Origin of the sequence: Halopseudomonas salegens, assembly GCF_900105655.1 — a bacterium.
GTDB lineage: Bacteria > Pseudomonadota > Gammaproteobacteria > Pseudomonadales > Pseudomonadaceae > Halopseudomonas > Halopseudomonas salegens.
In genome coordinates, this window is record NZ_LT629787.1 from 254,134 (window position 1) to 278,384 (window position 24,251).

The 24,251-nt window shown below is 56.4% G+C and carries 20 protein-coding genes and 5 pseudogenes; 15 read left to right on the top strand and 10 right to left on the bottom strand.

The genetic code is table 11. The features are described 5' to 3' along the window. Positions 1-1,857 (top strand): AAA family ATPase, encoded by a 1,857-nt coding sequence (locus tag BLU07_RS01130; protein ID WP_092383317.1) that lies wholly within the window; start codon positions 1-3, stop codon positions 1,855-1,857. Continuing rightward, on the top strand, positions 1,854-2,708 hold the full coding sequence (locus BLU07_RS01135) for an HNH endonuclease family protein (RefSeq protein ID WP_092383319.1): 855 nt from the start codon (positions 1,854-1,856) through the stop codon (positions 2,706-2,708). The genes BLU07_RS01130 and BLU07_RS01135 overlap by 4 nt, the downstream gene beginning before the upstream one ends. A 95-nt stretch (positions 2,709-2,803) precedes the next feature. On the opposite strand, the pseudogene BLU07_RS01140 reads toward BLU07_RS01135, so the two are convergent. The 4 genes and pseudogenes from BLU07_RS01140 to BLU07_RS01155 form a co-directional block, all read right to left on the bottom strand. Beyond that, a pseudogene (locus BLU07_RS01140) lies at positions 2,804-3,568 on the bottom strand (IS256 family transposase); the annotation flags it as partial. A 63-nt stretch (positions 3,569-3,631) separates the two neighbouring features. Further along, on the bottom strand, positions 3,632-4,372 hold the full coding sequence (istB, locus tag BLU07_RS01145) for an IS21-like element helper ATPase IstB (protein ID WP_092383322.1): 741 nt from the start codon (positions 4,370-4,372) through the stop codon (positions 3,632-3,634). Further along, positions 4,369-5,889 (bottom strand): IS21 family transposase, encoded by a 1,521-nt coding sequence (istA, locus tag BLU07_RS01150; RefSeq protein WP_092383324.1) that lies wholly within the window; start codon positions 5,887-5,889, stop codon positions 4,369-4,371. Before istA ends, istB begins: the two co-directional genes overlap by 4 nt. Positions 5,890-6,022: 133 nt before the next feature. Further along, a pseudogene (locus BLU07_RS01155) lies at positions 6,023-6,466 on the bottom strand (transposase); the annotation flags it as partial. Between the two features lie 105 nt (positions 6,467-6,571). Between BLU07_RS01155 and BLU07_RS01160 the strand changes: the two are divergent. From BLU07_RS01160 to BLU07_RS01170, 3 genes are all read left to right on the top strand, one after another. Further along, positions 6,572-7,734, top strand: a protein-coding gene (locus tag BLU07_RS01160; RefSeq protein WP_092383326.1) for an IS3 family transposase whose coding sequence is annotated in 2 segments (ribosomal slippage) — positions 6,572-6,827 and positions 6,827-7,734 — 1,164 coding nt in all. Because the reading frame shifts where the segments join, the coding sequence is not laid out codon by codon here. Between the two features lie 30 nt (positions 7,735-7,764). After that, positions 7,765-8,757, top strand: a complete 993-nt coding sequence (locus BLU07_RS01165) for a restriction endonuclease (protein WP_092383328.1) — start codon at positions 7,765-7,767, stop codon at positions 8,755-8,757. Positions 8,758-8,837: 80 nt separating this feature from the next. Beyond that, the gene (locus BLU07_RS01170; RefSeq protein WP_092383330.1) at positions 8,838-9,686 is read left to right on the top strand and encodes a TIGR02391 family protein; all 849 of its coding nucleotides are present in this window, start codon (positions 8,838-8,840) and stop codon (positions 9,684-9,686) included. 117 nt (positions 9,687-9,803) lie between these two features. On the opposite strand, the gene BLU07_RS01175 is transcribed toward BLU07_RS01170, so the two are convergent. Together BLU07_RS01175 and BLU07_RS01180 are read right to left on the bottom strand one after the other, a co-directional pair. Beyond that, complete coding sequence (locus BLU07_RS01175) at positions 9,804-10,196, bottom strand: helix-turn-helix domain-containing protein (RefSeq protein WP_231701666.1); 393 nt, start codon at positions 10,194-10,196, stop codon at positions 9,804-9,806. After that, complete coding sequence (locus tag BLU07_RS01180; protein ID WP_092389492.1) at positions 10,193-11,509, bottom strand: type II toxin-antitoxin system HipA family toxin; 1,317 nt, start codon at positions 11,507-11,509, stop codon at positions 10,193-10,195. The genes BLU07_RS01175 and BLU07_RS01180 overlap by 4 nt, the downstream gene beginning before the upstream one ends. A gap of 187 nt (positions 11,510-11,696) precedes the next feature. On the opposite strand from BLU07_RS01180, the gene BLU07_RS01185 reads away from it, so the two are divergent. Continuing rightward, positions 11,697-11,936: a hypothetical protein gene (locus tag BLU07_RS01185; protein ID WP_157719045.1), complete on the top strand. Its 240-nt coding sequence runs from the start codon at positions 11,697-11,699 to the stop codon at positions 11,934-11,936. A 2-nt stretch (positions 11,937-11,938) separates the two neighbouring features. Here the strand turns inward: BLU07_RS01185 and BLU07_RS01190 are convergent, their stop codons facing one another. Beyond that, positions 11,939-12,160, bottom strand: a complete 222-nt coding sequence (locus BLU07_RS01190; RefSeq protein WP_092383336.1) for a cysteine-rich CWC family protein — start codon at positions 12,158-12,160, stop codon at positions 11,939-11,941. 313 nt (positions 12,161-12,473) lie between these two features. Here BLU07_RS01190 and BLU07_RS01200 point away from each other — a divergent pair. The 3 pseudogenes from BLU07_RS01200 to BLU07_RS18030 all read left to right on the top strand — a co-directional run. Further along, positions 12,474-13,631, top strand: a pseudogene (locus BLU07_RS01200) (FAD-dependent oxidoreductase); the annotation flags it as partial. Between the two features lie 138 nt (positions 13,632-13,769). Further along, positions 13,770-14,537, top strand: a pseudogene (locus tag BLU07_RS18025) (PAS domain-containing protein); the annotation flags it as partial. A 135-nt stretch (positions 14,538-14,672) separates the two neighbouring features. Next, positions 14,673-15,068, top strand: a pseudogene (locus BLU07_RS18030) (methyl-accepting chemotaxis protein); the annotation flags it as partial. A 29-nt stretch (positions 15,069-15,097) separates the two neighbouring features. Here BLU07_RS18030 and BLU07_RS01210 read toward each other — a convergent pair. Beyond that, positions 15,098-16,015 (bottom strand): DMT family transporter, encoded by a 918-nt coding sequence (locus tag BLU07_RS01210; RefSeq protein ID WP_092383341.1) that lies wholly within the window; start codon positions 16,013-16,015, stop codon positions 15,098-15,100. Positions 16,016-16,247: 232 nt separating this feature from the next. Between BLU07_RS01210 and BLU07_RS01215 the strand changes: the two genes are divergently transcribed. Beyond that, positions 16,248-16,553, top strand: a complete 306-nt coding sequence (locus tag BLU07_RS01215; protein WP_092383343.1) for a hypothetical protein — start codon at positions 16,248-16,250, stop codon at positions 16,551-16,553. 5 nt (positions 16,554-16,558) lie between these two features. Here BLU07_RS01215 and BLU07_RS01220 read toward each other — a convergent pair whose 3' ends face one another. Continuing rightward, positions 16,559-17,467, bottom strand: a complete 909-nt coding sequence (locus tag BLU07_RS01220) for an AraC family transcriptional regulator (RefSeq protein ID WP_092389494.1) — start codon at positions 17,465-17,467, stop codon at positions 16,559-16,561. Between the two features lie 209 nt (positions 17,468-17,676). Between BLU07_RS01220 and BLU07_RS01225 the strand changes: the two genes are divergently transcribed. The 5 genes from BLU07_RS01225 (at position 17,677) to gloA (ending at position 21,946) form a co-directional block, all read left to right on the top strand. Next, complete coding sequence (locus BLU07_RS01225; protein WP_092383345.1) at positions 17,677-18,414, top strand: SDR family oxidoreductase; 738 nt, start codon at positions 17,677-17,679, stop codon at positions 18,412-18,414. A 96-nt stretch (positions 18,415-18,510) separates the two neighbouring features. Beyond that, positions 18,511-19,173 carry a class I SAM-dependent methyltransferase gene (locus tag BLU07_RS01230; protein WP_092383347.1) on the top strand — a complete coding sequence of 221 codons (663 nt, stop codon included), beginning with the start codon at positions 18,511-18,513 and terminating at the stop codon, positions 19,171-19,173. Between the two features lie 103 nt (positions 19,174-19,276). After that, positions 19,277-20,140 (top strand): prenyltransferase, encoded by an 864-nt coding sequence (locus BLU07_RS01235; RefSeq protein ID WP_092383349.1) that lies wholly within the window; start codon positions 19,277-19,279, stop codon positions 20,138-20,140. Between the two features lie 125 nt (positions 20,141-20,265). Then, positions 20,266-21,126, top strand: coding sequence for a crotonase/enoyl-CoA hydratase family protein (locus tag BLU07_RS01240; RefSeq protein WP_092383351.1), 861 nt, complete (start codon positions 20,266-20,268; stop codon positions 21,124-21,126). A 277-nt stretch (positions 21,127-21,403) separates the two neighbouring features. Beyond that, a complete protein-coding gene (gloA, locus tag BLU07_RS01245) occupies positions 21,404-21,946 on the top strand; it encodes a lactoylglutathione lyase (protein WP_092383353.1) in 543 nt (180 codons plus the stop codon). Positions 21,947-22,027: 81 nt separating this feature from the next. Here the strand turns inward: gloA and katG are convergent, their stop codons facing one another. Further along, a complete protein-coding gene (gene katG, locus BLU07_RS01250; RefSeq protein WP_092383355.1) occupies positions 22,028-24,244 on the bottom strand; it encodes a catalase/peroxidase HPI in 2,217 nt (738 codons plus the stop codon). Positions 24,245-24,251 lie beyond the last annotated feature (7 nt).

Here is a 24,251-nt window from a genome sequence, read left to right on the forward strand (position 1 = left end):
ATGAAGCTACTTCGCATCCGCATCCCTAATTTTCGCAATCTACGTGATCTCGACATCAGCTTTGCGACGCACTTGCCATTCAGCGAGAGCGCGCCTACGGATCATCTCAAGCAGATTTGTAGCCATGCCCTGATTGGCCAGAACGGCACCGGTAAATCCAACCTGATCGAAGCCCTGATCACCATGTTCCGTGATGTCGATTTGGACCGCGAAGCAGCCTTCGATTACACGCTGGAATACAGCATTCGTGGCCACGCGGTGCACGTCGAAGCTGACACAGCCAAGCAAAAGCGCCCCTATGTGTGGGTGGACGGACAAACGGAATCGCAAGGCTATCTGCTGAAAAATCGCGAGCTTCTGCCAGCGCACATTTTTGCCTATTACTCCGGCCGCAACGAACGCATCGAGGCGTTGTTTCAGGAACATCAGCGCCGCTTCAACCTGCGCCAGGAAATCACCACAGACGAAGTGCTACCCGACACCTATGAAGCTCCTGACCGTATGATTGCGCTTGAGGAAGCCTTGCGTAAGTTCAGCGGAAAAGAACAGAACGACCTTGACGGTGCTGAACATGATGAAATTCGTAAGATTCAGGATGAACTAAAGCCATTTCACGAGCAAAGGGCACAATTTTTTGCTAAAGCAGAAGATCGGCATCGTGGGCGCTTGAAGCACCTTGGCGACGATCGCTTGCGTAGACTGTTCTATTGTCGAGGCGGACACAGCCAGTTAGTGTTGCTGGCATGTTTGTTGTCTGATGACCCGGTGTTTCAGAAGGTGCTGAAGAACCTGCACATCGAATCATTGGAATCCGCGCTGTTTGTACTTAAGGAGCCGCACCGCCTGCGCGAAAAGCGCCGGGGTGGCAAGTTCGATGAACAGGAGTTGAATGAAGGCGACCCGCGCTTCTGGTATGCACGCGGTAACGTGGTCAGTGAGTTTCTGGACAAGCTCTGGCAGGTGTCCTGGGCGCCCATTGAGCAGGAGGCGACCAAACAAATCGACTTTCGTGGCCGCACCGAAAAACAAAAGCAGCTTTATTTGTTCGTGCCGAGTCAGGAGAAGCTCAAACAACTGGGCGAGCTGGTTGGCAGCACCGACAGCTTCTTCCGTTACGCCGAGGGCGCCTATATTGGTGATTTGATTGATGAGGTGCGCATCACTGTCAAAAAACGCGACGAGCACGGTGGCAAGGTCAGTTTTACTCAGCTGTCCGAAGGCGAGCTGCAGATGCTCACCGTGCTTGGCCTGATGCGCATTACCCGCGAAGACCATTGTCTATTCCTGCTCGACGAGCCAGATACCCACCTTAACCCAATCTGGAAGCTTCGCTACTTCGATGATATTGAAGGCGTATTGGGGACTAAAGAGGATGCGCTGATAGAGGGTGACTCGCAAATTCTTATCACCACCCATGATCCCATGATGGTAGGTAGCCTGAAGCGCGAGCAGGTGCATATTCTGCGACGTGATGGTGGACGCACCGTAGTGGATACGCCGGATGAACACCCGCAGGGTATGGGTGTGACCGGGCTACTGAAAAGCGAGTTGTTCGGGTTGTCGTCCACGCTGGACATTGAAACCGAGCGCCGTCTTTTCCGACGCAATGAATTGTTCGTAAAGAACCATCGTACCCCCGAAGAGGATGCCGAATTAACTCGCCTGTCTACTGAGTTGGCTGATCTGGGCTTCTCGACCGCAGACTTCCGTGATCCGGATTACGCTTTGTTTGTTCGGAAGATGGCCCAACACCGCCAGTTCCGCAAACCCGTGCTAACGCATGAAGAGCAAGCCGAGCAGGATAAAATTGCGGATTCCATCATTGACGAAATTCTACGTGAAGAGGAACGCCGGTGATCTGGATTGATCTGGAACATAAGCTGCCCACCGACGGAGATATCCCGGGTTGGGCGCCCTGGACTCAAGAGAAATGGGATGCATGGCAGGCGAAGTCTGCGAATTTGGTAACTGAATTAGCCGCACTAGATGCTGTAGGGGACCGTGACGCCCGCAACGCACTGATTGATGCCAACAGTGCTCACTGGGGTGCCTTGAAGGAATGGCTTTTAGCGTTGTCGTCGGGCAAGTGCTGGTTTTCTGAGGTGCGTGAGCTGTATTCGCATTACGACGTAGAGCACTTTCGCCCCAAGAAAGAAGCGAAAGCCTTGGATGCCAACGTGCGAGACGGCTATTGGTGGCTGGCTTTCAATTACATGAATTTTCGGGCATGCGGTAACGTAGGTAATCGTAAGAAAGGGGGCTGGTTTCCCCTAGTCAACGGATCGCTATGTTCCTCCTTTAATAATCAGTGCGAGGAGTCCGAAACCTTCTACCTAATCGATCCTATAGACGCTGAGGATGTAAGTCTGATCGCATTTGATGAGGAAGGTAAGGTCATCCATATACCGGGCGCATCCGAATGGGACCAAGAGAGAGTGAAGGAAACAGTCAATCGCCTCAAACTAAATGAGCATGAGCCTTTAGCTGAAGCACGCAGGAAGGTTTGGCAGAAGGTGGATCAACTGATCTGGGATTTTAACAGGACTAAAGCCCGCTGCGGCCCTCTTAACCCGGCGGCGAAAGCCAAGCTTCGAGAGGTGTGTATCGATATTCGTGAGATGACACACTGTACAGCAGAATTGTCAGCAGTCGCTCGCTGGTGCGTGTACTTCCGAAACGACCCCATGCTTTCAAAGCTTGTGGCATAAGGATGGCGTATCAAGCTGATTTATAAATGATGGTGTAGTGGTCTACTAATCCCGGACACGAGGGTGTTCAAAACTCTGTGTCACCGACAGCAGCGTCACAGACTGATGTATTCGTCCAGGCGCTCGGGGAAGTGGATGGCCATCTGCGACAGCGTCAGGTTCCAGTTCTGAACGGGGTGGGTCCAGCGCTCGGATGCCTTGAGTATACCGGCATAGAGCAGCTTCAGTAAGGCGTTCTCACTGGCAAAGCCGCCCTTGGTCTTGGTCAGCTTGCGGAACTGGCGATGCACAGCCTCCACCGCATTGGTGGTGTAAATCGCAGTGCGGACGTAATCGGGATACTTGAAGTAGGCCGATAGGGTCGGCCATTTGCCCCGCCAAGACTTGATCACCATTGGATATTTCTCGCCCCATTTGGCTTCCAGTTCATCGAGTGCGATTTCTGCGGCGTTCAGCGTTGCAGCCTTGTAGACGGGCTTCAGATCAGCCATGAAGGCTTTCTGGTTTTTCGATGCGACATACTTCAGCGAGTTGCGTATCTGGTGAATCACGCAATGCTGGATTTCCGTTTTCGGGTAAATGCTCTCGATGGCTTCCGGGAAGCCTTTCAGGCCATCTACACAGGCGATCAGGATGTCCTTAACGCCACGATTGTAGAGGTCTGTCAGCACGGAGAGCCAGTGATGGGCGCCTTCCTGGTCGGACAGATACAGGCCAAGCAGCTCCTTCTTTCCCTCGATGTTCAGGGCGAGAATGGTGTAGATGGCCTTGCTGACGTAACGCCCGTTTTCCTTGATTTTGTAGTGAATGGCGTCAAGCCAGACAATTGGATAGATGACTTCAAGATCACGCTCTCGCCATGTGTCAATGGCCATTAATTTTGACCCACTTTTGGCCAATAAAATTGACCCACTTGCGTACCGCTAACCGCCGGTTTTCTGCTTCAGTCGATAGCTCTCACCTCCCAGCATAAAAATGTGTGAATGGTGGATAACGCGGTCGATGATGGGCACGGCCACGTTATCGTCATGGAAGAACTCGCCCCAACTGGTGAAGTCCTTGTTGGTGGTCAGGATGACCGAGCGGTACTCGTACAGGTTGTTGATCAACTGGAACAGGTTGTACCGGGCCTGCCGTGTCATCGGCAGATAGCCCAGCTCGTCGATGATCAGCACGTCGTACTTGCTCAGCTGATTCAAACGCTTCTTCAGCTCGCCCTTCATCTCTGCCAGTTCTAGATCCTCGACCAGTGCCAGAGCGGTGCGGAACAGCACCTTGTAGCCAGCCTGGACCGCCTTGTGGCCAATCCCAATGGCCAAGTGGGTCTTGCCCACGCCCGGTGGTCCGATGAACACCAGGTTGTCCCGGTTGTCGATAAAGCTGAAGTCCAGCAAGGCACTGACCTGGCGCTTGGTGATGGTGGTCTGGTGCCGGTAGTCGAAGGCCTCCAGATGCTTCTCCGAGGGGAACTGGGCCTGCTTGAGGTTGCGGCTCACGCGGCTGCTGGAGCGGGCGTTCAGCTCATGCTCGACCAGTGACTGGGCGAAGTTCAGGTAGGACAGTTCATTGGCTTCGGCCTTGGTCAGCAGGGTGGCCAGCTCACCAGCGGTCGCGCTGAGGCGAAGGCTGCGGTACTGCGCGATGGTGCTGTCGAGCAGGCTCATGGGGTCACCCCGTGGCCAGTCGACTGGCCAACCCGGGCGTAAGCGTTCAGGTCGGCGTGACTGACCTGGCTGCCAGTTACGGGAGCATAGTCCTGATCGCTGATGACCCGCCCCCGCGCCTTGGCTTGCTGCCAGGCTTCGAGATAGCGCTTGAGTCCAGTGGCAGTCAGCTCGCCGCGCCCGCACAGCTCACCAAGCAGCGTCGTATCAACCGGCGCATGGGCCATGAGTAGGTCGCGTGCGGCGACCAACTGGTCCTTGTAGATGCGCGGGGAAGTACGCTTGAGCAACTGGCACAGGGTTGCCCCCAGGTCATCGGGCAAGATCGAGTCGATGCTGTGCTCCAAGTCGGTGATGCGCTGGGCATGGTCGCGGTAATGGTTGTTGTTCTTGATCATCCGGCCCTTGGCCTTGCACAGGTCATGGGTGGCGATGAGTTCACCGCTCTCCAGGTCATGGATCAGTAACTGGTCGTCCTGTGCGCTGACACCGACACGGGCTTGCTGCCAGGCCATGGGTACCGAGTACTTGTTGGCCTGCCAGGAGATCAAGCCGGTCTTGTCGACCTTGCGTGTCTCCCTTGTCGGCGCCAAGTGCAGCAGGCTCTGCGGGACCAGATAGGGCTTGAGTTGGCTACGCTCCAGCGCCTCGAAATGGACCCGTGGATGCTGGCCCGTCGTGCCATGCAGGCGGGCGTTGGCCACCGTCTCAAGCCAGTCATGCAGGTGCTGGCGAACGGCGTTCTCGTCCTGGAACTGCTCACCGTAGAAGCAGTCGCGCTTGACGTACTTGACCCCGGACTCCACCTTGCCCTTGCTCTCCGGGTCATAGCCCTCGCACGCGTGGATGCGGTACCCGACGGTAGTCGCATACTGGTGGAAGCGCTGGTTCAGCGTCAGCTCACGGTACTGCTCGTTAATCACCACCATCTTGGTCTGATCGTAGATGCACTCCTCGGTGACGCCGCCGAAGTAACGGAAGGCCTCGTCGTGCATCTGAATAAATCGCTCGGTGTGCAAGGGACGGAAGTCGAGGCCGACATACATCAAGCGGGAACAGGACAGCACAAACACCACAAAGTGAACGACACGCTCCAGGCCGCCGATCATGACGCCTCGCAGCTCACCAGGATCGACCTGACACTGGACGCCCGGTACCGACTCAACGACCGGTTCGTAATAGCGCAACTGACCGCTGGCAACCTGCTGCTTGAGCTCTTGCACATACCGGCGGATGCTCCGGTCTGACACCGCTAGGTCAACGGTGCGCTGCCTCAGACGACGGGCCAGCTTGACCGCGCTGAGGGCTGGAAACTGACCCAACTGATTGATCAGATAATCACGGTGCTGGTCGAGCAACTTGGTGCGTGAAGGGTCAGCAATGGCAGTGCTGATTTGCACCTCATCCAGGTGCAGATACTTGCGTACGGTGTTCCGGGATATCCCCAGCTCGCGACTGATGGCACGGACCGACAGGCCACGGCCCTGGTCATACAACCCCTTGATCTTGTGAATCACAACCCACTCCTTCAATGATCTGTCCCCGGCCTGTGCATAAGGCGGGGGACGCTACATGGATCGGTGGCCTATGCCACCATGGGTGGGTCAAAATTGTTGGCCAGAGGTGGGTCAGATTAATTGGCCATTAACACCATGCCTGTAGCTCTGGCAGAAGTTTGTCGGTGACAGCATTGATGGTGCCGTTGGACAGCTCAATATCATATAACTCAGCAATGTGAGCGCGGATGTCCTGGTAGCTGTTGCCGAGCGCAAACAGGGCCAGGATTTTGCGCTCCAGCTCATCGGTCAGGTGCGTCTGGTGTTTCTTGATAAGCTGGGGCTCGAAGGTGCCGCTGCGGTCACGGGGCGTCTTCAATTCGAAGCTGCCGACGGGGCCTTTCATGGTCTTGCCAGTCGTGCCATTCTTGCGGTTCGGCGTGGCCTCTTTGGCAAGATGATTGTCCAACTCAGCCTGCATGGCGGCTTCGGTGAGTTGCTTGATCAACGGCGTGAGAATGCCGTCTTTACCGGTCAAATCCTGGCCGTCACGCAGGGCTTGCAGGGCGGCGTCAATGTCGAATGTGGGTTTGCTCATGGTTCACCTCTCTGATGAGTAGATTAAAGAGGTGACACAGAATTATGAACACTACCCCGGACACCAACGTAGGTGGTAAAATCGCCACCCTAAGCGAGGTGTCAGATGACCAGGAAACGACGCACTTTTTCACCCGAGTTCAAGCAGGAGGCAGCCAGCCTGGTGCTTGATCAAGGATATAGCATTCCCCAGGCTTGTACTTCTCTCGGCGTGGGAGAAAGCGCTCTTCGCCGCTGGGTCGATCAGTTGTCGCAGGAGCGTCAGGGTGTCACGCCCAAGGGCAAAGCCCTGACGCCAGAGCAACGCAAGATCCAGGAGCTCGAGGCTCGCTGTAAGCGCCTTGAGATGGAGAAAACTATATTAAAAAAGGCTACCGCTCTCTTGATGTCGGACGAAATGAATCGTACGCGCTGATAGACCAGTTGAGTGAGCAAATGCCTGTCGAGATGGTCTGCGCAGCGTTCGATGTTAGTCGTTCAAGCTATTACGATTACCGGCAACGCCGGGGTCGGATAGATATTGAACGGCTTGCCTTGAAAGCAAAGGTAAACCGGCTGTTTTCGAAGAGCCGGAGCTCTGCCGGTAGCCGGACCATGGTGGGTCTGCTCAGCGAGGAAGGCATAGCTGCTGGACGCTTCAAGGTGCGGCGTCTGATGAGCGAGCTGGGACTGGTTTGCAAACAGCCAGGGCCTCATGCCTACAAACAGGCGACGGTCGAGCGGATCGACATTCCGAACCAATTGGCCCGGGAGTTTGTAGTCGATCAACCCGATCAAGTCTGGTGCGGCGACATTACCTATGTATGGACCGGTCAGGCCTGGAGTTACCTTGCAGTAGTGCTGGATTTGTATGCGCGCCGTGTCGTTGGCTGGGCTATGTCAGCCAGACCAGATGCAGGCCTTGTTGTAAAAGCGCTTGATCACGCCTGGGAGCAAAGGGGCCGACCGGAGAAGGTAATGTTCCACTCGGACCAAGGAAGTCAGTACAGCAGCCGCAAGTTCCGCCAGCGGCTCTGGAGGTATCGCATGCAGCAGAGCATGAGTCGACGTGGAAATTGTTGGGATAATGCCCCGATGGAAAGGCTATTCAGGAGTCTGAAATCGGAGTGGATACCGGTCATCGGCTATCGAAACATGTACGAAGCGCAAAGGGATGTTGCTGACTACCTGATGGGCTATTACAACGAGCAACGACCGCATACGTTCAACGGTGGTGTATCGCCGGTAGCGGCGGAAGAAAAACTTAAAATACTGTCCGGTATCAGTTGACCACTACATGGCGAGTACAAGGAGAGTCTGATGGCCAGAATGTGGATGGTACGGGGTGACGCAGGGAGCTTATACGACTCTTTCCGGGAGCGGAAGGTAGTTGCGATAGGTTGGAGCCAACTAGCCCCCCACGCCAAACCGGGGCTTGAACGAAAGGAGATAATATCCCTTTTCCGCTCCCTTGAGCCGCAAATGAAAAAGGGCACGGTTATTTCAGGTGCTTCGCAAGTTTGGCGTTTCGTTAATGAGGTCAAGACTGATGATTGGGTCGTAACCTATTCTCCCGCCAATAGGTTGTATTTGATTGGCAAAATTATGGGGCCCGCCGAACACCATCCTGAGTGGGCAGAACAAGGCATGCCGTTGGTTCGGGCTGTTCAGTGGCAGGAACGTGAGTTGTCGCGTGATCTCTTGGGCGTTAGCACGAAAAATAGTTTGGGCTCTACTTTGACCTTGTTCGAGGTGCCTCCTCTAGCTGCCACTGAGATAATTCAAGCACTTAACGGTAAACCCGTGCTGCCAGTTGAAGAAGAGTTCGAATATAACATCGCAGATCCGTTAGCAGATGTTGACTCACAGGCTTTAGAGCGAATTAAGGACCTTGTAAGCGAGCTGGACTGGGATGATATGCAGCAACTAGTCGCTGGTATCCTTCGGGCTATGGGCTACAAGACGCAAGTTTCTCCACCTGGCTCTGATCGTGGAAAGGATATCGTTGCGTCGCCTGACGGCTTTGGTTTTGAGCACCCGCGAATTGTCGTCGAGGTCAAACACCGCAAAGGTCAGATGGGCAGTCAGGATATCCGTGGTTTTTTGGGGGGGCGGCACAAAGATGATCGTGGCCTGTATGTAAGCACGGGAGGTTTCAGTAAAGATGCTCAGTACGAGGCTGACCGCGCTTCTATCCCTCTCGCAATGTGGACGTTGGATCATGTCGTGCGCGCGCTGATTGAACATTACGATGCGACTGATGCTGAAACTAAACGGCTTGTGCCGCTCAAAAGACTGTATTGGCCGGCTTGATCGGAAAATGGGGCATACGCCCCTGAAAAAATGCTAGGCCGTAAGTCATACCAGGCAAAAAATTATCAGAAGGGTTCGACGTGCTACTTGAGCGCTTTTCCAAGGAACTGCCAACGATCCAATATCTTGGTACTGAGTATACTCAGCCATGTTTAAATGCCTTGCGGTCATTAATTCAATCGAGAGTTCCTATCTCTCAAGTAAGACTTCTTACCGCTGACGCTGGTCATAGCAAAATACACGGTTTTTTGATAAGCACAGAGCTAGATGAGCTTATTGCTATCCGTCCTGGGTTCGCGTCCGGCTATCCTGGAGAGGGCCCCAAAGGGTTAGCTAGTGCCATCAAACTACTACAATATTTTCGTTTTGAGATTGAGGAATATTCGGTTCCCCATAACCTGCTCAGTCGTATCGAGCGCGCAGCTTTGACCTTGAAGGATATTAGGTTTATCGATAGCGCTACTCCTATCATGCCTATAAGGCTACATGATTACGTTTACGGCGCAGGTATGTTTGAGCAACCGCCGTGCTTTTCGCTGCGGGGGTTTGAACCGTCCATTCCGTTAGCTCTAATTGATGACCGTCTGGCAGATTTGGTTATAGACTTTTTCGAGCACTCCAGTGCTCGTTTAATGAGCGGTTACGCTCGCTTGGAAGTACTCATCAAAGACCGGACCGGTTTAAATAAAACCGCAAGTGATCTTTTTCAGGCTGCATTTGGAGGAGCTTCGCCCTTATTGATCTGGCCAGATATTAGCCGAGGTGAGCAAGAGGGAAGGTTATTGCTTTTCAAAAGTGTTTACCAAACCTATCGGAACCGGAGAGCTCACAGTGAAGTGGAGCCAAGCGAACGCCATGATTTGGCTGAGCTGATGTTGCTAAATAACTTATATATATTGGAAAGCTCTGTCGTAGCCTCTGGTAGTTAATTCTGACGATTATGATCCGAACTAAAAGCTGCCAGACCTTTTTCTGTCGGTTTTTGCTGAATCAGGCAGCACGATTGCTAGACAATCCCACTCGATACTGCATAAAAGTGGACAGATTTATTTTCTCTTAGGCTTAGCCCCCCTTGAGATGGCGTTGACCCCCTTGCGACCTGCCTCATCATTTTTGCCAGTGGCAGCTACGCCGTTTCGCTTGCCAGTAATAACGCGACTTCTGTTTGCAGGCAGCGCCGCCATCAGCCCCATGCGCAGGCCAAACTTGCGCAATATCGAATCGACGGTGCTCAGCGTCGGATTACCTTTGTCGGTTTCCAGCTGATAGAGGGCTCTGGTGGACATGCCGCACATTTCAGCAAAGGTTTCCTGATCGAAACCAGTAACCTCCAACCGAAGCCTGCGTATCGCCATGCCGAGGGTTATTTCACCATCAGTGTGCATCTGGATGATCTCGTCGATCAGTTGCTTGCGCTGTTCTCCGGTCATGGTGTTCATAGCAGTTCCCATAGCTTGAGGTGCTTCTCCAGGTCGTTGACGGGAATAGCCTTTGATTGGCGAATATCCAGGGGCATATTCACGAGTAAATCCGGCAGCGCTTTGAGCCCTTCGGCGACATTACGGATGCGGTCATACAGATCATCCGGGGCATACCATTCCGGGAAGCAGGCACAGATCTCGCGCCATTTTGGGCTGCCTTTTTTTTCGGCTTCCCATTTGGTTGCCCGGGTTACCCCTTCTGCATCCAGAACCATCGGGGCAAGGTCGTAGATCGGGGCCAGATCAAACCTTTCCCGGTAGCGGAGTATGGATGTGTTGCGACCGTGGTTGTCGCTGTTGCCAAGGATTCGGTTTAGCAGGTCTCGACGTATGTACTCAAAGATCAATTCTGGAATCTCAGCGGTCTGCCCGCTCAAGCACCACAACTCAATCAGCTTCGCCAGCACAGCCTCATGCTTGAGCCTGGAGCCAGGCTCGGTGTTACCCAGTAAGGAGTAAACCGATTCAACAGGGATACGCTCGACGTATTCGCCATCCACGATTCGGTCAAAGCGTGGCATCCAGAGACTTGGCTTGTCGGCTTCTTCCAGGCTCAAACCTTTCGTTGAAACGGTATTCAAGCCCAGGCTGGCAACTGCTTTGTAGTATTCGTATTCAGCGCGAAGGATGTTCTTGTCGTTCTCTGTCACCGAGTTCCGAGCAAACTTGACCAACCAATGTGATTGAGCCAGGGAATCATCCAGCATGGCATCTGCGTAAAGCAGTCCGTCGCGCCCCTCGACCAGCAACAGCTTGGGTGCCTCACCCTGAGCACCAGTGGCACCACTCATTGCAGCCCCAGCTTCATAGGCGTACTCCAGAAAGTCGTTGCTGCGCGCAACCACTGCCTGGCGAGGAAAAGCTTCGGCGCCGCTTTCCTCAAGGGCTTCAACGGACTCTTTTACGCGTAAATTGCCGATAGGTGATGGCGTGCATCGACCCAGTAAAAACAGATCAAGATCCACTTCAGGCGGCTTTTCATCATGGAATCGTTTTAACAGCGACTTCCTGGCATGGCCAGCTGGAATGATGTCGAGAATAAAGGCGGGGAAGCCCTTGGTATCCACAGGGCTCCAGTTGACCGGCAAGTTAACGCTGACCGCCTGCTCGAATGTGCTTTCTATCTCGGCATAGAAGTCATGCAGGTAAGCCGTGTTGTACGAGGTGGTTATGCGCGAGTCCGCAACAGCCTGCGTATCAGCGATGCTCAGCTCAAAAGCGTCGTGCCATTGGCCGTTTACATAGATTTGTAGGGTAAGCGCTTCGTACATTGCGGCAGGCTCAATCAGCATTAATATGCTGATTACCATAGATCATGGGGGATTAGTCGGCAATATAAATCTTGATGCTGCTTTATTCTGCATATAACCGGCAATTTAATTCCGATATGATCTTGTCTGCCCCGTTTTACCTGGTCGGCATCAACGCCGCTATATGCTCAGAATGCTAAGATCAATCATGCTTCTGAATCCCACTCACAAAGGCACCCACATGCACCTGGTCCCCTACATTTTCCTGTTTCTGGTCGGCATGCTCGGCCTGCTGTTGCTGACGGTTGATCCGGAGGGTGGCTACCACTGGATGGGTTACACGGGTGTGCGCAGAGGCCCTTTAGACGTTGGCGTGGTGCGGGTGGTGGGGGCGGTGCTGGTTGTGCTTGCGGTGTTGCCGCTGCTTAAAAATAAAAGGAAACGTTGAACTCAGGTCTGATCAGCGTTGCTGTCAGTTCCCGTCGCACAGGCCTGGCAAATGCAGGTTTTGTTGATCTGATCCTGTGGTATTCGTTCCAACGCATCCGGGCTGATGCTGGCGCTCATGCACCAGCAATCGGCGACGGTCTGGCCGGGCTTGGTCATGGCACAGTTGCTGCCGCCGCTACAGAGCGGGCAGGTGTTTGTGTTGCGGGGGCTGTTATCGGTCATGCCGAAAAGGTGACAGGTTTTGGGTCACAAGTCACCGGGTAAGTCGCTTTCTGCACCTTGCCACCTGGCTTGGGCGATGCCGATGGTCGTCGCCATGACCGCCTGTTCTGCCGGGCAGTCCAACAACTTCTGCTTCAAACCCATCGATTTCCAAATCGTTCGCTGCAGTGATTAGGTGAAATGGCTACCCTTGGGTATGTGAGCCATTTTATTACGCATACATGAGCCGCGAATGAGCTACTCCATTGCAGTGATTGGTAGTGGTATGGCGGGGCTGGCGGCGGCCTAACGGGCGCGCTGTGCCGGTCATGCTGTCACCGTATTCGAAGCCTGCAGCAGCCACGGTATGGACGCCCATGCCCTGACGCTGGATGGCGGGCTGGTGGATGTGCCCTTGCGGGTGATGAGCCCGGATGCCTGGCCCAGCGTACTTGCCTTGGCCGACGAGGTGGGTGTCGGCGTGTTCGATGTGCGCACTCTGGTGTCCTGCAGCTGGACCGGGGGGCAGACCTGGTTTCGTGCTGGCGAGCTGCCGTTGGTGGGCTGGCCCTGGGTGGGTTCCTGGCGTTACCTCAATGGCCGCGCCTTGCGTATCGGACGGGGAATCTGGCAACTGGCCCGCTTGACCCGTGAGCTGCAAGAAGGGAGTAGCAACATCACCCTGGGCGAGGTGCTGCAGCAGCATGAGTTCGATCCGCTGTTCTGGCGCGGGCTGGTGCTGCCCATCCTGACCACCATCTGCACCTGTGAAGAAAAACACCTGCTGGACTGGCCGGCGGCACAGTTGCTTTCGCTGCTGCACGGCATCCTGCATGGCTCGACCCTCTATCGCCTCAAGGGCGGTACCTCGGCACTGGTGAAAGGCCTGGCCAGGGATCTGCCGCTGCATGCCGGCAGCCCGGTGGTGCGGGTTGAGCAGGGCAGTGACGGGGTGATGGTGTATAACGCCCGCGGTGATGGTTGTGTGTTCGACCGGGTGATAGTCGCGACCCAGGCCAATCAGTTGAGCTTTCTGGACGATGCGCAGTTTGGTGACGAGCGCTGCGTGCTGGACAAGATCCCCTTCGATTCAGGTGAGCTCTGGGTGCATCAGGACCCGCGCTTTATGCCCGCCGATGAAGCCGACTGGACTGCGTTGAATTTCCAGATGGACAAGGGGCTGGAAAAGCCCATGTTCACCGTCTGGGTCAACCAGGTGGAGCCCACGCTCAAGGACAGCTCACCCGTCTTCCAGACCTGGAACCCGCTGTTTGAACCCGCGCCGGACACCGTACTCGCCCGCGTGCCGCTGGAACGCGCCGTGGTAAACGCCGACACCGCCCAGGTCCATCAGGCCCTCAAGCAATGGCACAGCCAACCGTGGCGCAAAGTGTTCTATTGCGGTTCATGGGCCTATGAGGGTGTGCCCTTGCTGGAGTCGGCCGTGCGCTCGGCCAATGCGGTGGTGGGGGTGATCAACCAGCAGGCGTGAACGTTAAGGGGTCAGAGTGTTATTGCATAAGTGCTAGCAATTTGACGTTATTTTTTTGTTGAACTAATTTTAATGTGAGCATGGCTGGCCATGCGGCACATAAAAACAACCTGGGTGCTCAATGGAGGAGCCTCTGCCATGCTTTTTTCAAGCGCGCAAGGCCGCAAGCAGCAGCTTGCAGAACAGCAGTCCCAGATCGAACAGCTGACGTTTGAACTCCGAGCCATACGTGAAAATGTTGCCGTGATTGAATTCACCCCTGAAGGCAACATACTCAATGCCAATTCGCTGTTTCTTCAGACCACCGGCTACTCGCTAGAGCAGATTGTCGGCCAGCACCACCGGATGTTTTGTGACGAGCACACGGTTGCTGATCCGTCCTATGCGTCCTTCTGGCAGCAGTTGGCCGCGGGGCAGAGCCAACACGGGACCTTTCGGCGGCGTCGCAAGGATGGCTCGACGCTCTGGCTGGAAGCTTCGTACTTTCCGGTTCGCGATGATGCGGGCGCCGTTGTCCGGGTGATGAAGATTGCCAAGGACGTTAGTGCGGATCAGGAAGCGTTGCGCATGAAAAATGCCATGTTCACCGCACTCAACCTCTCGCTGGCGGTGATTGAATTCACGCCTGACGGGCATATTTTGCATGCCAACGACAATTTCCTCGCGACCACCGGCTACAGCCTGAATCAGATAGTCGGCAAGCATCACAGCATGTTCTGTTATGACAACTTTTACCGCGATAACCCGAATTTCTGGGCGTCGCTGGCGGCCGGCCATTTCTCTTCCGGTCGCTTCGAACGGCGGCATGCCGAAGGCCATACGATCTGGCTGGAAGCTACCTACAATCCCATCCTTGATGACAACGGCAAGGTTCACAAGGTGATCAAGTTCGCTGCCGATATCTCGGAGCGGATCAATCGCGCCATGCGTGCCGGCGAAGTGGCGGCTTCGACGTCCGAGGAGGCCTCACGCATTACCGTGCAAGCGAAACAGGCTCTGGAGCAGGCGGTTGCCGCATCGGAACGCGTCAGCCAGCAGGTCGAGCAGGCCAATGCCATCAGCCTTCGGCTGCAAGCACAGTCCAACAACATCAATGACATTGTTTCTACTATCCGCAGTATTGCCGAGCAGACCAACCTGTTGGCGCTGAATGCTGCCATCGAGGCGGCGCGCGCTGGCGAGTCGGGTCGAGGCTTTGCCGTGGTTGCCGATGAAGTCAGAACCCTGGCTGGGCGAACCAGTACAGCGACCACCGAGATCGGCAATGTAGTCAGCGCAAATGCTGACCTGATTAGTCAGGTCAGCCAGCAGATGGAGCAGATCAACAGTTCATCGAACAAGGGGCATGAGTTGATCGCTACGGTGAATGCCGGTATCGCTGAAGTTGAAAGCGGCGTACAGCATCTGGCGGATACTATCCATCAGATTGTTTCCTGATCTGTCTGGTGGGGTGATCAACGGGTGATTCAGTGGCGATGCCGGCTTGTGAAAACACTGTGTCTGGACAGTGGCCGCCCGTCACTGGAATAGACGCTCAGCGCGGTGACTGTGACCAGGATCAGGCCCATGCCGAGCCCTTGATGCCACACCAGGCTTTCATCCAGCAGCAACAGGCCGAACAGTGACGCAGTTACCGGCTCGATCATGGCAACCATGGAGGCCAGGGCCGGGCTGGTTTTCCTCAGGCCGTAGATATACACCACAAAGGACAACCCCGCCCCCAGTACGCCCAGCGCAGCAAACAGGGGCCAGTCGGGTGTGCTCAACACGGCAAGGGTCTGTGCGCGATCCGCGGGCCAGATCAGCGCACACGCCAGGACCAGAAAGGCAATCGACAGAATCGCCTGCGGGCTGCCGTGGGGTGCGGCGTATTTGAAACCGAAAATGAACAGCGCATAGCATAGCCCGGCCAGTAAGCCGGCACCTATGCCGATGGGGGTGATGCCATTGGCGCCGATATCGTGCACTTCGGTCAGCAAGCCCATGCCCAGGATTACGACCGCGATGGCGGTCCATTTGAGCGCGTTGGGCTTTTCCAGCCGCAGGGCAAAGGAGGCGAGATAAACGTACAGCGGGGCGCAATACATCAAGGTGGCTGCCACTGCGACGCTGCCGTGCTCGATACTGAGGAAATAGAAGGCAAAGTTACCCGCAGCGCCCAACCCTGCAACGGTGGACCAGAACCATAACCGATGGCTTCTCAGCCCGTTGTCATGCCGGCGCAATGACAGCCAGACAAGGATGAACAGCAGCCCGATCACTCCACGATAGAAGGCGACAACGAACGCATCCCAGCCGGCAGCCATCAGCATACCGCCGATCCCGCCCGACAAGCCCCAGAAGAAAGCTGCCAGGGCCACCAAAGCTGGACTCGCGCCCCTCATGCGAAGCTCATCCTCTCATAATGAATACACCTGTCAGGCTAGTCGCTTGGTGCGGCTTTCGCGTAACGAGAGCACGATGCGGGTAATGATTGATTCAACGTCGGTATGCCGGGAATCAGGCTGCAGGAAAAAAACATGAATTATTGTCGGATTGGTTTGAACCTGCTGCACAGTCACCACGACTCACTTCATGAGAACACCACAACCAACCAACAAGCTGGAGAGCATTCTCATGAAAACTGCAAAACTGATCCCTGCCATTATGATTGCTGCAATGGGTTTTACCGGGCTGGCGATGGCCAACTGTGCTGACGATGCAATTGACAAGTGCAATGAAAAGCACCCGGACCCGGATAAAAACTACGGTGCCTACGAGTTGTGCCTGAAAGCACAACTCAGTCAGAAGTGCCCGGAAAATGTCGGCTCAACTGCCGCGTCAGGCCAGCTTATGGCGCCGCAGCAGAGACCGACCCTGCCCAGGCCGGCAACCCGGGAGCTCGTTATCCAACAGCCGGAGGCATCACGCAGCGGTCGCTAAAGGCGCTATGGCCGGGCACTGGGTGCCCGGCCATGGGTCTGTGGCGTCATGGCCAGTACCTGCTTCAAGTGCCGCGCCTCTTCTACCGGGCTGCGACCAAACAGACGCTTGAACTCCCGACTGAACTGCGAGGCGCTTTCGTAGCCTACGTATTGCGAAGCGATGACGGCGCTGCAGCCTTCGCGGATCATCAGCAAGCGTGCCTGATGCAGCCGGATGGCTTTGATGTACTGCAGGGGCGAGGTGTCGGTCACGGCTTTGAAGTGGCTGTGAAATGCGGGAATGCTCATGTTGGCTTCGCTGGCCAGGACGCCGACATTCAGACTCTGAGCGTACCGGGTATGGATGTATCTCAGCACGTTGGCGATCCGGCCAAAGTTACCGTTTTGCAGCAGCGCTGCACGCAATCCACCGCCTTGTTCGCTGATCAATACACGGTAGGTAATTTCCCGGAAAATCGAGGGGGCGAGCACCGCCGTTTCCAGTGGTGAGCTGAGCGCTTCGAGCAGCCTGAGCGTGGCATCTTCCAGTTTGTCGTCCAGGGGTGTGGCGAAGAGCGTGGCGGGCTTGCTCGCGGGTTTGGCTAGCGCCTTGTCAACGTCCAGGGCCAGTTGGGCGGTCACCGCCTGATTGATGCGCAACACCAGCCCGAGCATTGGCTCGGTTTCACTGGCTTCGGTTTCGGTCAGAAAGGGCAAGGGTACCGACAGCGCCAGATAATGCCCGGCGTCGTAGATGTATCTTTGGCCGCCATAAAAGCCGCGTTTTTTCCCTTGCAGCACGATTACGATGCTTGGCTCGTACAGCGCCGGTGTCACCGGGATCGCGCGATTGGCGCGCATGAAGGTGACGTCATCAAGCAGCGACTGGGTATAGCCTTCCGTGGGTGCCAGACGCTTTACCAGCTCGATCATGCGCGCCTGTTTCAAGGATGTGCTGTTCACCTGACAATTCCCGATTAGATAAGCAGGCTATATATCATCACATATTTCGGTTTTTTGCAGACCTGTTGATACGAATAGGCAAGAACCGAATACGAACAGGTCTTAGCGTATCGCCCTGTGCTCTCTAGCATATGCCCTGTAGTGATTTTTCAGGTTCTCAACGCTCAGGAGTACAAGTAATGAGCAATCTCATTGATGGAAAGGTCGTTCTGATCACCGGCGCCAGCAGTGGTATTGGCGAGGCGACGGCGCGCTTGTTGGCAGAGCAGGGCGCGCGCGTGGTGCTCGGGGCAAGGCGGACTGAACGCCTGGACAGACTGGTGACGGAAATCAGCGACGCGGGTGGTATGGCCAGGGCGCGTCAGTTGGATGTGACGCAACGCGAGGAGGTGCAGGCTTTTGTCGACTTCGCCCTGGACGAGTTCGGTCGTGTCGATGTGCTGATCAACAATGCGGGCGTCATGCCGCTGTCGCCCCTTGCGGCGCTCAAGGTGGATGAGTGGGAGCGCATGATCGATGTAAACATCCGTGGGGTGCTGTACGGCATTGCTGCGGCGCTGCCGGTTATGCAGGTGCAGGATCGCGGACAGATCATCAATATCGCCTCCATCGGCGCCCATGCAGTGTCGCCAACGGCAGCGGTGTATTGCGCCACCAAGTATGCGGTCTGGGCGATTTCCGATGGCTTGCGTCAGGAAAACTCCAAACTGCGGGTAACCACCATCAGCCCTGGCGTTACCGAATCCGAGCTGGCCGACACTATCTCTGATGCGCAAGGACGCGAGGAGATGAAGGCGTTCCGGCAGGTAGCCGTCAGCCCCTTTGCCATTGCCCGTGCGATCCGCTTTGCCATCGAGCAGCCCGAGGATGTGGACACCAGCGAGATCATCGTTCGGCCTACCGCTAGCGCGCATTGAGACAGGGATTGCCGGATGATGAAAAAATGAGATGTTGGCCAGTTGGGCCTTTGGCGCGATAGTCTATGTCTCACTTTCGCGCCTGAGCCAAATCGCATGTCTGACCAACACTCGCAATCCGGCAACGACACCGTTGCCCGTTCCCAACTGACCGCACTGGCCCGGCAGACGCTCGAGCATTACCAGCAGAATGCCGAAGGTTTTCGTGAGGGCACGCGGGATCATGATGTGAGCCAGAATATCGATGCCTTGCTGCGCCATATTCAGGCCCCCGCGCCGCTGCAGATTCTCGATATGGGCTGCGGGCCGGGGCGAGATCTGCGCACCTTTACGGAAATGGGGCATGTGGCGGTGGGGCTGGATGGCTGCGAGCGCTTTGTCGAGATGGCTCGGCAAGATAGTGGTTGCGAGGTATGGCTGCAGGACTTTCTGGCGCTGGACTTGCCGCCTGAGCGCTTTGACGGCATCTTTGCCAACGCCACCCTGTTTCATATCCCCAGCAAGGTCCTGCCTGCTGCGCTGCGGCAACTGCATCAGAGCCTGAAGCCGGACGGGGTTCTGCTCAGTTCCAACCCACGCGGGGACGACCAGGAGGGTTGGACCGGTGACCGCTACGCGGCCTATTACCGGCTGGAAACCTGGCAGGCCTTTATGCAGGCGGCGGGTTTTGTCGAGATTGAGCATTATTATCGGCCAGCCGGTTTGCCGCGCGAGCAGCAGCCGTGGCTGGCGAGTGTGTGGCGACGGCTTCCAGCCTGAAACGGTGATCTGGCTTGCTCCCGGCGTGGGAAAATGTGTAATTATCCCGTTCCGGCGTTGGTGAACGTCCGGGATCTGAAACTGTGGGGGGATAGTCTGATTCATGGGAATTTTGCACACCTTGCGGCCGCCTTTTCTGCTGCTGGCCCTGGTTACCGTTGCGCTGGCCATGGCCATTGCCCCACCCGGGCCGCTTCAAGGTTATTGGCCCTGGGTGTTGATGGGCGCTGTGGCTGCGCATGCGGCGGTGAATGTGCTGAATGAATATGCCGACTTTCACAGTGAACTGGACCTGCATACTGAGCGCACGCCTTTCAGTGGCGGCAGTGGGTATCTGCCGGCCCATCCGGACGCAGCCACTGGCGTATTGTGGCTAGGGCTTGCCCTGCTGGCGCTGACCGCAATGATTGGCTTGTGGCTTTGCTGGCAGGTAGGCAGCGGTCTGCTGCCGGTTGGTGTTGTCGGTATGCTGCTGGTCGCCTTCTATACCCCCTGGATTACCCGAAATCGCTGGCTCAGCCTGCTGGCGCCGGGCATTGGCTTCGGTTTGCTGATGTTGCTCGGCAGCCAGTATGTGCTCTCCGGCGAATACACCCGCGCTGGTTTGGCTGCCGGTCTGGTTCTGTGCTTTCTGATCAATAATTTGTTGTTGCTCAACCAGTTGCCAGATTGCGAAGCCGATCGACAGGTTGGGCGCGACAACCTGGTGGTGCACTACGGGGTGACTGTGGCTCGTGCTGTGTACGCCGGGCAATGGCTGCTGTCGCTGACAGTATTGTTGTTGGCGGTGGCTGCTGGCTGGCTGCCGCCTGCCGTACTGGTAGCGCTGCCGTTTTTTTTGCTTGGCCTGCACAGCCTGTGGCAGTCACGAGCTGCAGGAAATCTGTTCTCCGCTTTGCGCAGTAACGTGTTGCAGTGCCTGCTGGTGCCGGCGCTGATGGCGCTGGGGATGTGGTGGTTCGGCTGATGACATGGCCGCTCTTGTTATCCCTTCAGCCTATGCCTGGATATACACCGCAGTGAGGCAGCTGGTGACGCTGACCGGTGGGTTCTACACTGGGCAACATTTGTTGACCACTGTGGAGTCTGTATATGTCTTACGAAACCCTCGATTACCAGGTGCAGGATGGCATCCTGACCTTGACCCTGAACCGCCCGGACCGGATGAATGCCTTCAATGGCCTGATGCGCCGCGAGCTGATTGCGGCCTTTGATGCGGCGGATGCCGACGATGCGGTGCGGGTGATTGTGGTCACCGGTGCTGGTAGGGCGTTCTGCGCCGGGGCGGATCTGGAAAAGGGTGGCGATACCTTCAACCGGCACAAGCGCGCGGACCAGCCGGAAGGTGATGATCTTCGTGACGGCGGCGGTACCGTGTCGCTGCGGATCTACGAATCGACCAAGCCGGTGATTGGTGCCTTCAACGGCGCGGCCGTGGGCGTCGGGGTGACCATGACCCTGCCGATGGATATTCGCCTGGCCTCGACCAAGGCCAAGTTCGGCTTTGTGTTTGCCCGTCGTGGCATCACCATGGAAGCCTGCTCAAGCTGGTTCCTGCCACGCCTCGTCGGCCCGATGCAGGCAGCGGAATGGGTGTTTACCGGTCGCGTATTCGATGCCGAAGAGGCGCTGAAAGGTGGCCTGGTGCGCAGCCTGCATGAGCCGGATGAATTGATGCCGGCAGCCTACAAGCTGGCGCGGGAAATTGCCGACAACACCTCGGGCATGTCCGCCATGCTCAACCGCCAATTGCTCTGGCGCATGATGGCAGCGGATCACCCGATGGAAGCGCATATTGTCGATTCGCGGGCGATTGCCTTTATGGGTGAGTCTGCCGATGCGCAAGAGGGTGTGCAGTCGTTCCTGGAGAAGCGCGCGCCCGAATTCAAATTGCGCCCGAGTCAGGATAAGCCACCGTTTTATCCCTGGTGGGATGAGCGCAAGTTTCGTTGAATCTGGGCACCAGGCGTTGTTTGGAGGCTCACTGGTTGTCGCGTTTCTGGCTCGGACCTTTCACCCCTCTCCCCTCGCGGGGTAAGGGCGGTTAAAAGCGAAGCACTGCTTCGCCCGCCCGAACGCCCTGAGCTCTGCGAAGGGCAGGGGGCCGAAGGCGGGGCAGGGGGAGAGGGGGCATGCTGAGACCGACACACCCTGTTGTAGCTGTGGCGTTTGTTGTCTTGGGGGTGGGTGGTAGTCTGCTTGTATTTGCTGCTGACTGAGGAGTTTGCTGATGAGTCGTCATTTCGAGTCTGCGCCGGGTTTGTGCGAGAACCGTGATCGGGATACCGAGGGGTTTGTGTTCAATCAGACCATGTTGCGCATCAAGTCGCCGGAGGCGACGCTGGATTTCTATACCCGCATCATGGGTATGACGCTGGTGAAGAAGATGGACTTTGAAGAGATGAAGTTCAGTCTGTATTTCCTTGCGGCGATTGATACCCACGACCTGGGCAACTGGTCGGCGGACCCTCGGGTGCGTTTGGTACAGACCTTCGGGCGCCCGGCGATGCTGGAGTTGACGCATAACTGGGGTACCGAAAACGACGAGGACTTTGCTTACCACAACGGCAACGACGAGCCCAAAGGCTTTGGCCATATCGGTTTTGCGGTGCCGGATCTGGATGGCGCTTGCGAGCGCTTCGAGAAGTTGGGGGTGAGTTTCGTCAAGCGGCCGCAGGACGGCAAGATGAAGGATATTGCCTTTATCCGCGATCCGGATGGTTACTGGATAGAGCTGTTTACCCCGAGCAAGTTGCCCGGCGTTCTGGGCTGAGTCCGTTTTTCCTCTGAGCTGAAACGACAACGGGGGCTGCATTATGCAGCCCCCGTTGCGTATTGCCTTGCTGACGGTCAATCAGACCAGATCATAACGATCGGCATTCATGACCTTGTTCCACGCCTTGACGAAATCCTTGACGAATTTCTCCTTGGCGTCGTCCTGGGCGTAGGCTTCGACCAGCGCACGCAGTTGCGAATTGGAACCGAATACCAGGTCTACGCGGGTACCGGTCCACTTGACCTGACCACTGTTGCGATCCTTGCCTTCGAACACATCGGGGTCAGCTGCGGTGGGTGCCCATTCGGTTCCCATGTCGACCAGATTGACGAAGAAGTCATTGCTCAGCGTGCCCGGCTTGTCGGTGAATACGCCGTGCTTGCTGCCACCGTGGTTGGCGTTCAGGACGCGCATGCCGCCGACCAGTACGGTCATTTCCGGGGCGCTGAGGCCGAGCAGTTGCGCCTTGTCGACCAGCATTTCTTCCGGCGACACGGTGAACTTCGCTTTCGCATAGTTACGGAAACCATCGGCTTCTGGCTTCAGCCACTCGAAGGAATCCACTTCGGTCTGCTCGTCGGTCGCATCGGTACGGCCCGGTGCAAAGGGCACGGTGATGGTGTGACCGGCATCCTTGGCGGCTTTTTCGATGGCAGCTGCGCCACCAAGTACGATCAGGTCAGCCAGTGAGACTTTCTTGTTGCCCGATTGGGCCGCGTTGAAGTCGCTTTGCACCCCTTCGAGTACCTTGATGACCCGGGCCAGTTGCTCGGGCTGGTTGGCTTCCCAGTCCTTCTGCGGGGCCAGGCGAATGCGGGCACCGTTGGCACCACCGCGCTTGTCCGAATCACGGTAGATCGAGGCTGCCGACCAGGCCGTGAACACCAGTTCGGAAACGCTGAGGCCGGAGGCGAGCAGCTTGGACTTGAGGTCGGCAATGTCCTGATCGTTGATCAGTTCATGATCGACTGCTGGCACCGGATCCTGCCAGATCAGGTCTTCCTGCGGTACGTCCGAACCGAGATAGCGGGATTTCGGCCCCATATCGCGGTGGGTCAGTTTGAACCAGGCGCGGGTGAAGGCGTCGGCGAACTCTTCCGGGTTCTTGTGGAAGTGCTCGGAGATCTTGCGGTAGGACGGGTCCTCGCGCATGGCCATGTCGGCGGTGCTCATCATGATGCCGACGCGCTGGCTGGTATTTTCTGCATCCGGTGCCTTGTCTTTTTCTTCAAGGTTTTTCGGTGCCCACTGATTGGCACCCGCCGGACTCTTGGTCAGTTCCCATTCGTAGCCGAACAGCACATCGAAATAACTCATGTCCCATTGGGTTGGCGTCGGGGTCCAGGCACCTTCCAGCCCGCTGGTGATGGTGTCGCGGCCTTTGCCGCTGCCGTGGCTGTTTTTCCAGCCGAAGCCCATCTGCTCCATCGGCGCTGCTTCCGGCTCGGGGCCGACATTGGCTGCATCGCCGGCACCGTGTGTCTTGCCGAAGGTGTGACCACCGGCAGTCAGGGCGACGGTTTCGTAGTCGTTCATGGCCATGCGGGCGAAGGTTTCACGAATGTCTCTGGCTGATGCCAGTGGGTCGGGGTTGCCATCCGGGCCTTCCGGGTTGACGTAAATCAGACCCATTTGTACGGCGGCCAGTGGGGTTTCCAGCTCACGATCACCGCTGTAGCGGCTCTTCGGCTTGTCACTGGTGGCCAGCCATTCTTCTTCGGCGCCCCAGTAGATGTCTTCTTCAGGTGCCCAGATATCCTGACGGCCGCCGCCAAAGCCAAAGGTTTTGCAGCCCATTGAGTCGATGGCGACGTTGCCGGCGAGAATGTACAGATCGGCCCACGACAGTTTGTTGCCATACTTTTGCTTGATCGGCCACAACAGGCGGCGAGCCTTGTCGAGGTTGCCGTTGTCCGGCCAGCTGTTGAGCGGGGCAAAGCGCTGGTTGCCGGTGGAGGCGCCACCGCGGCCGTCAGCGACTCGGTAGGTACCGGCTGCGTGCCAGGCCATGCGGATCATGAAGGGGCCGTAGTGACCATAATCAGCCGGCCACCAGTCTTGCGAGTTGGTCATCAGCTCGGTGAGGTCTTTTTTCACCGCTGCGAGGTCGAGCTTCTTGAATTCGTCGGCATAGTTGAAGTCTTCACCCATGGGGTCGGACTTGGGATTGTGCTGATGCAGGATGCTGAGATTCAGCTGGTTCGGCCACCAGTCCTTGTTCATGGCGCCACTGCCGTGCAGCTTGGTGTTCGAGCCATGCATCACGGGGCATTTGCCGTTGTTGTTGTCACTCATATCTGTC

Excerpts from the sequence above, each read along its gene's own strand:
- BLU07_RS01130 (WP_092383317.1), top strand. The coding sequence starts at position 1 with ATGAAGCTACTTCGCATCCGCATCCCTAATTTTCGCAATCTACGTGAT.
- istB (WP_092383322.1), bottom strand. The coding sequence starts at position 4,372 with ATGAGCCTGCTCGACAGCACCATCGCGCAGTACCGCAGCCTTCGCCTC.
- BLU07_RS01165 (WP_092383328.1), top strand. The coding sequence starts at position 7,765 with ATGGCCAGAATGTGGATGGTACGGGGTGACGCAGGGAGCTTATACGAC.
- BLU07_RS01175 (WP_231701666.1), bottom strand. The coding sequence starts at position 10,196 with ATGAACACCATGACCGGAGAACAGCGCAAGCAACTGATCGACGAGATC.
- BLU07_RS01180 (WP_092389492.1), bottom strand. The coding sequence starts at position 11,509 with ATGTACGAAGCGCTTACCCTACAAATCTATGTAAACGGCCAATGGCAC.
- BLU07_RS01185 (WP_157719045.1), top strand. The coding sequence starts at position 11,697 with ATGCTTCTGAATCCCACTCACAAAGGCACCCACATGCACCTGGTCCCC.
- BLU07_RS01190 (WP_092383336.1), bottom strand. The coding sequence starts at position 12,160 with ATGACCGATAACAGCCCCCGCAACACAAACACCTGCCCGCTCTGTAGC.
- BLU07_RS01210 (WP_092383341.1), bottom strand. The coding sequence starts at position 16,015 with ATGAGGGGCGCGAGTCCAGCTTTGGTGGCCCTGGCAGCTTTCTTCTGG.
- BLU07_RS01215 (WP_092383343.1), top strand. The coding sequence starts at position 16,248 with ATGAAAACTGCAAAACTGATCCCTGCCATTATGATTGCTGCAATGGGT.
- BLU07_RS01220 (WP_092389494.1), bottom strand. The coding sequence starts at position 17,467 with ATGATCGAGCTGGTAAAGCGTCTGGCACCCACGGAAGGCTATACCCAG.
- BLU07_RS01225 (WP_092383345.1), top strand. The coding sequence starts at position 17,677 with ATGAGCAATCTCATTGATGGAAAGGTCGTTCTGATCACCGGCGCCAGC.
- BLU07_RS01230 (WP_092383347.1), top strand. The coding sequence starts at position 18,511 with ATGTCTGACCAACACTCGCAATCCGGCAACGACACCGTTGCCCGTTCC.
- BLU07_RS01235 (WP_092383349.1), top strand. The coding sequence starts at position 19,277 with ATGGGAATTTTGCACACCTTGCGGCCGCCTTTTCTGCTGCTGGCCCTG.
- BLU07_RS01240 (WP_092383351.1), top strand. The coding sequence starts at position 20,266 with ATGTCTTACGAAACCCTCGATTACCAGGTGCAGGATGGCATCCTGACC.
- gloA (WP_092383353.1), top strand. The coding sequence starts at position 21,404 with ATGAGTCGTCATTTCGAGTCTGCGCCGGGTTTGTGCGAGAACCGTGAT.
- katG (WP_092383355.1), bottom strand. The coding sequence starts at position 24,244 with ATGAGTGACAACAACAACGGCAAATGCCCCGTGATGCATGGCTCGAAC.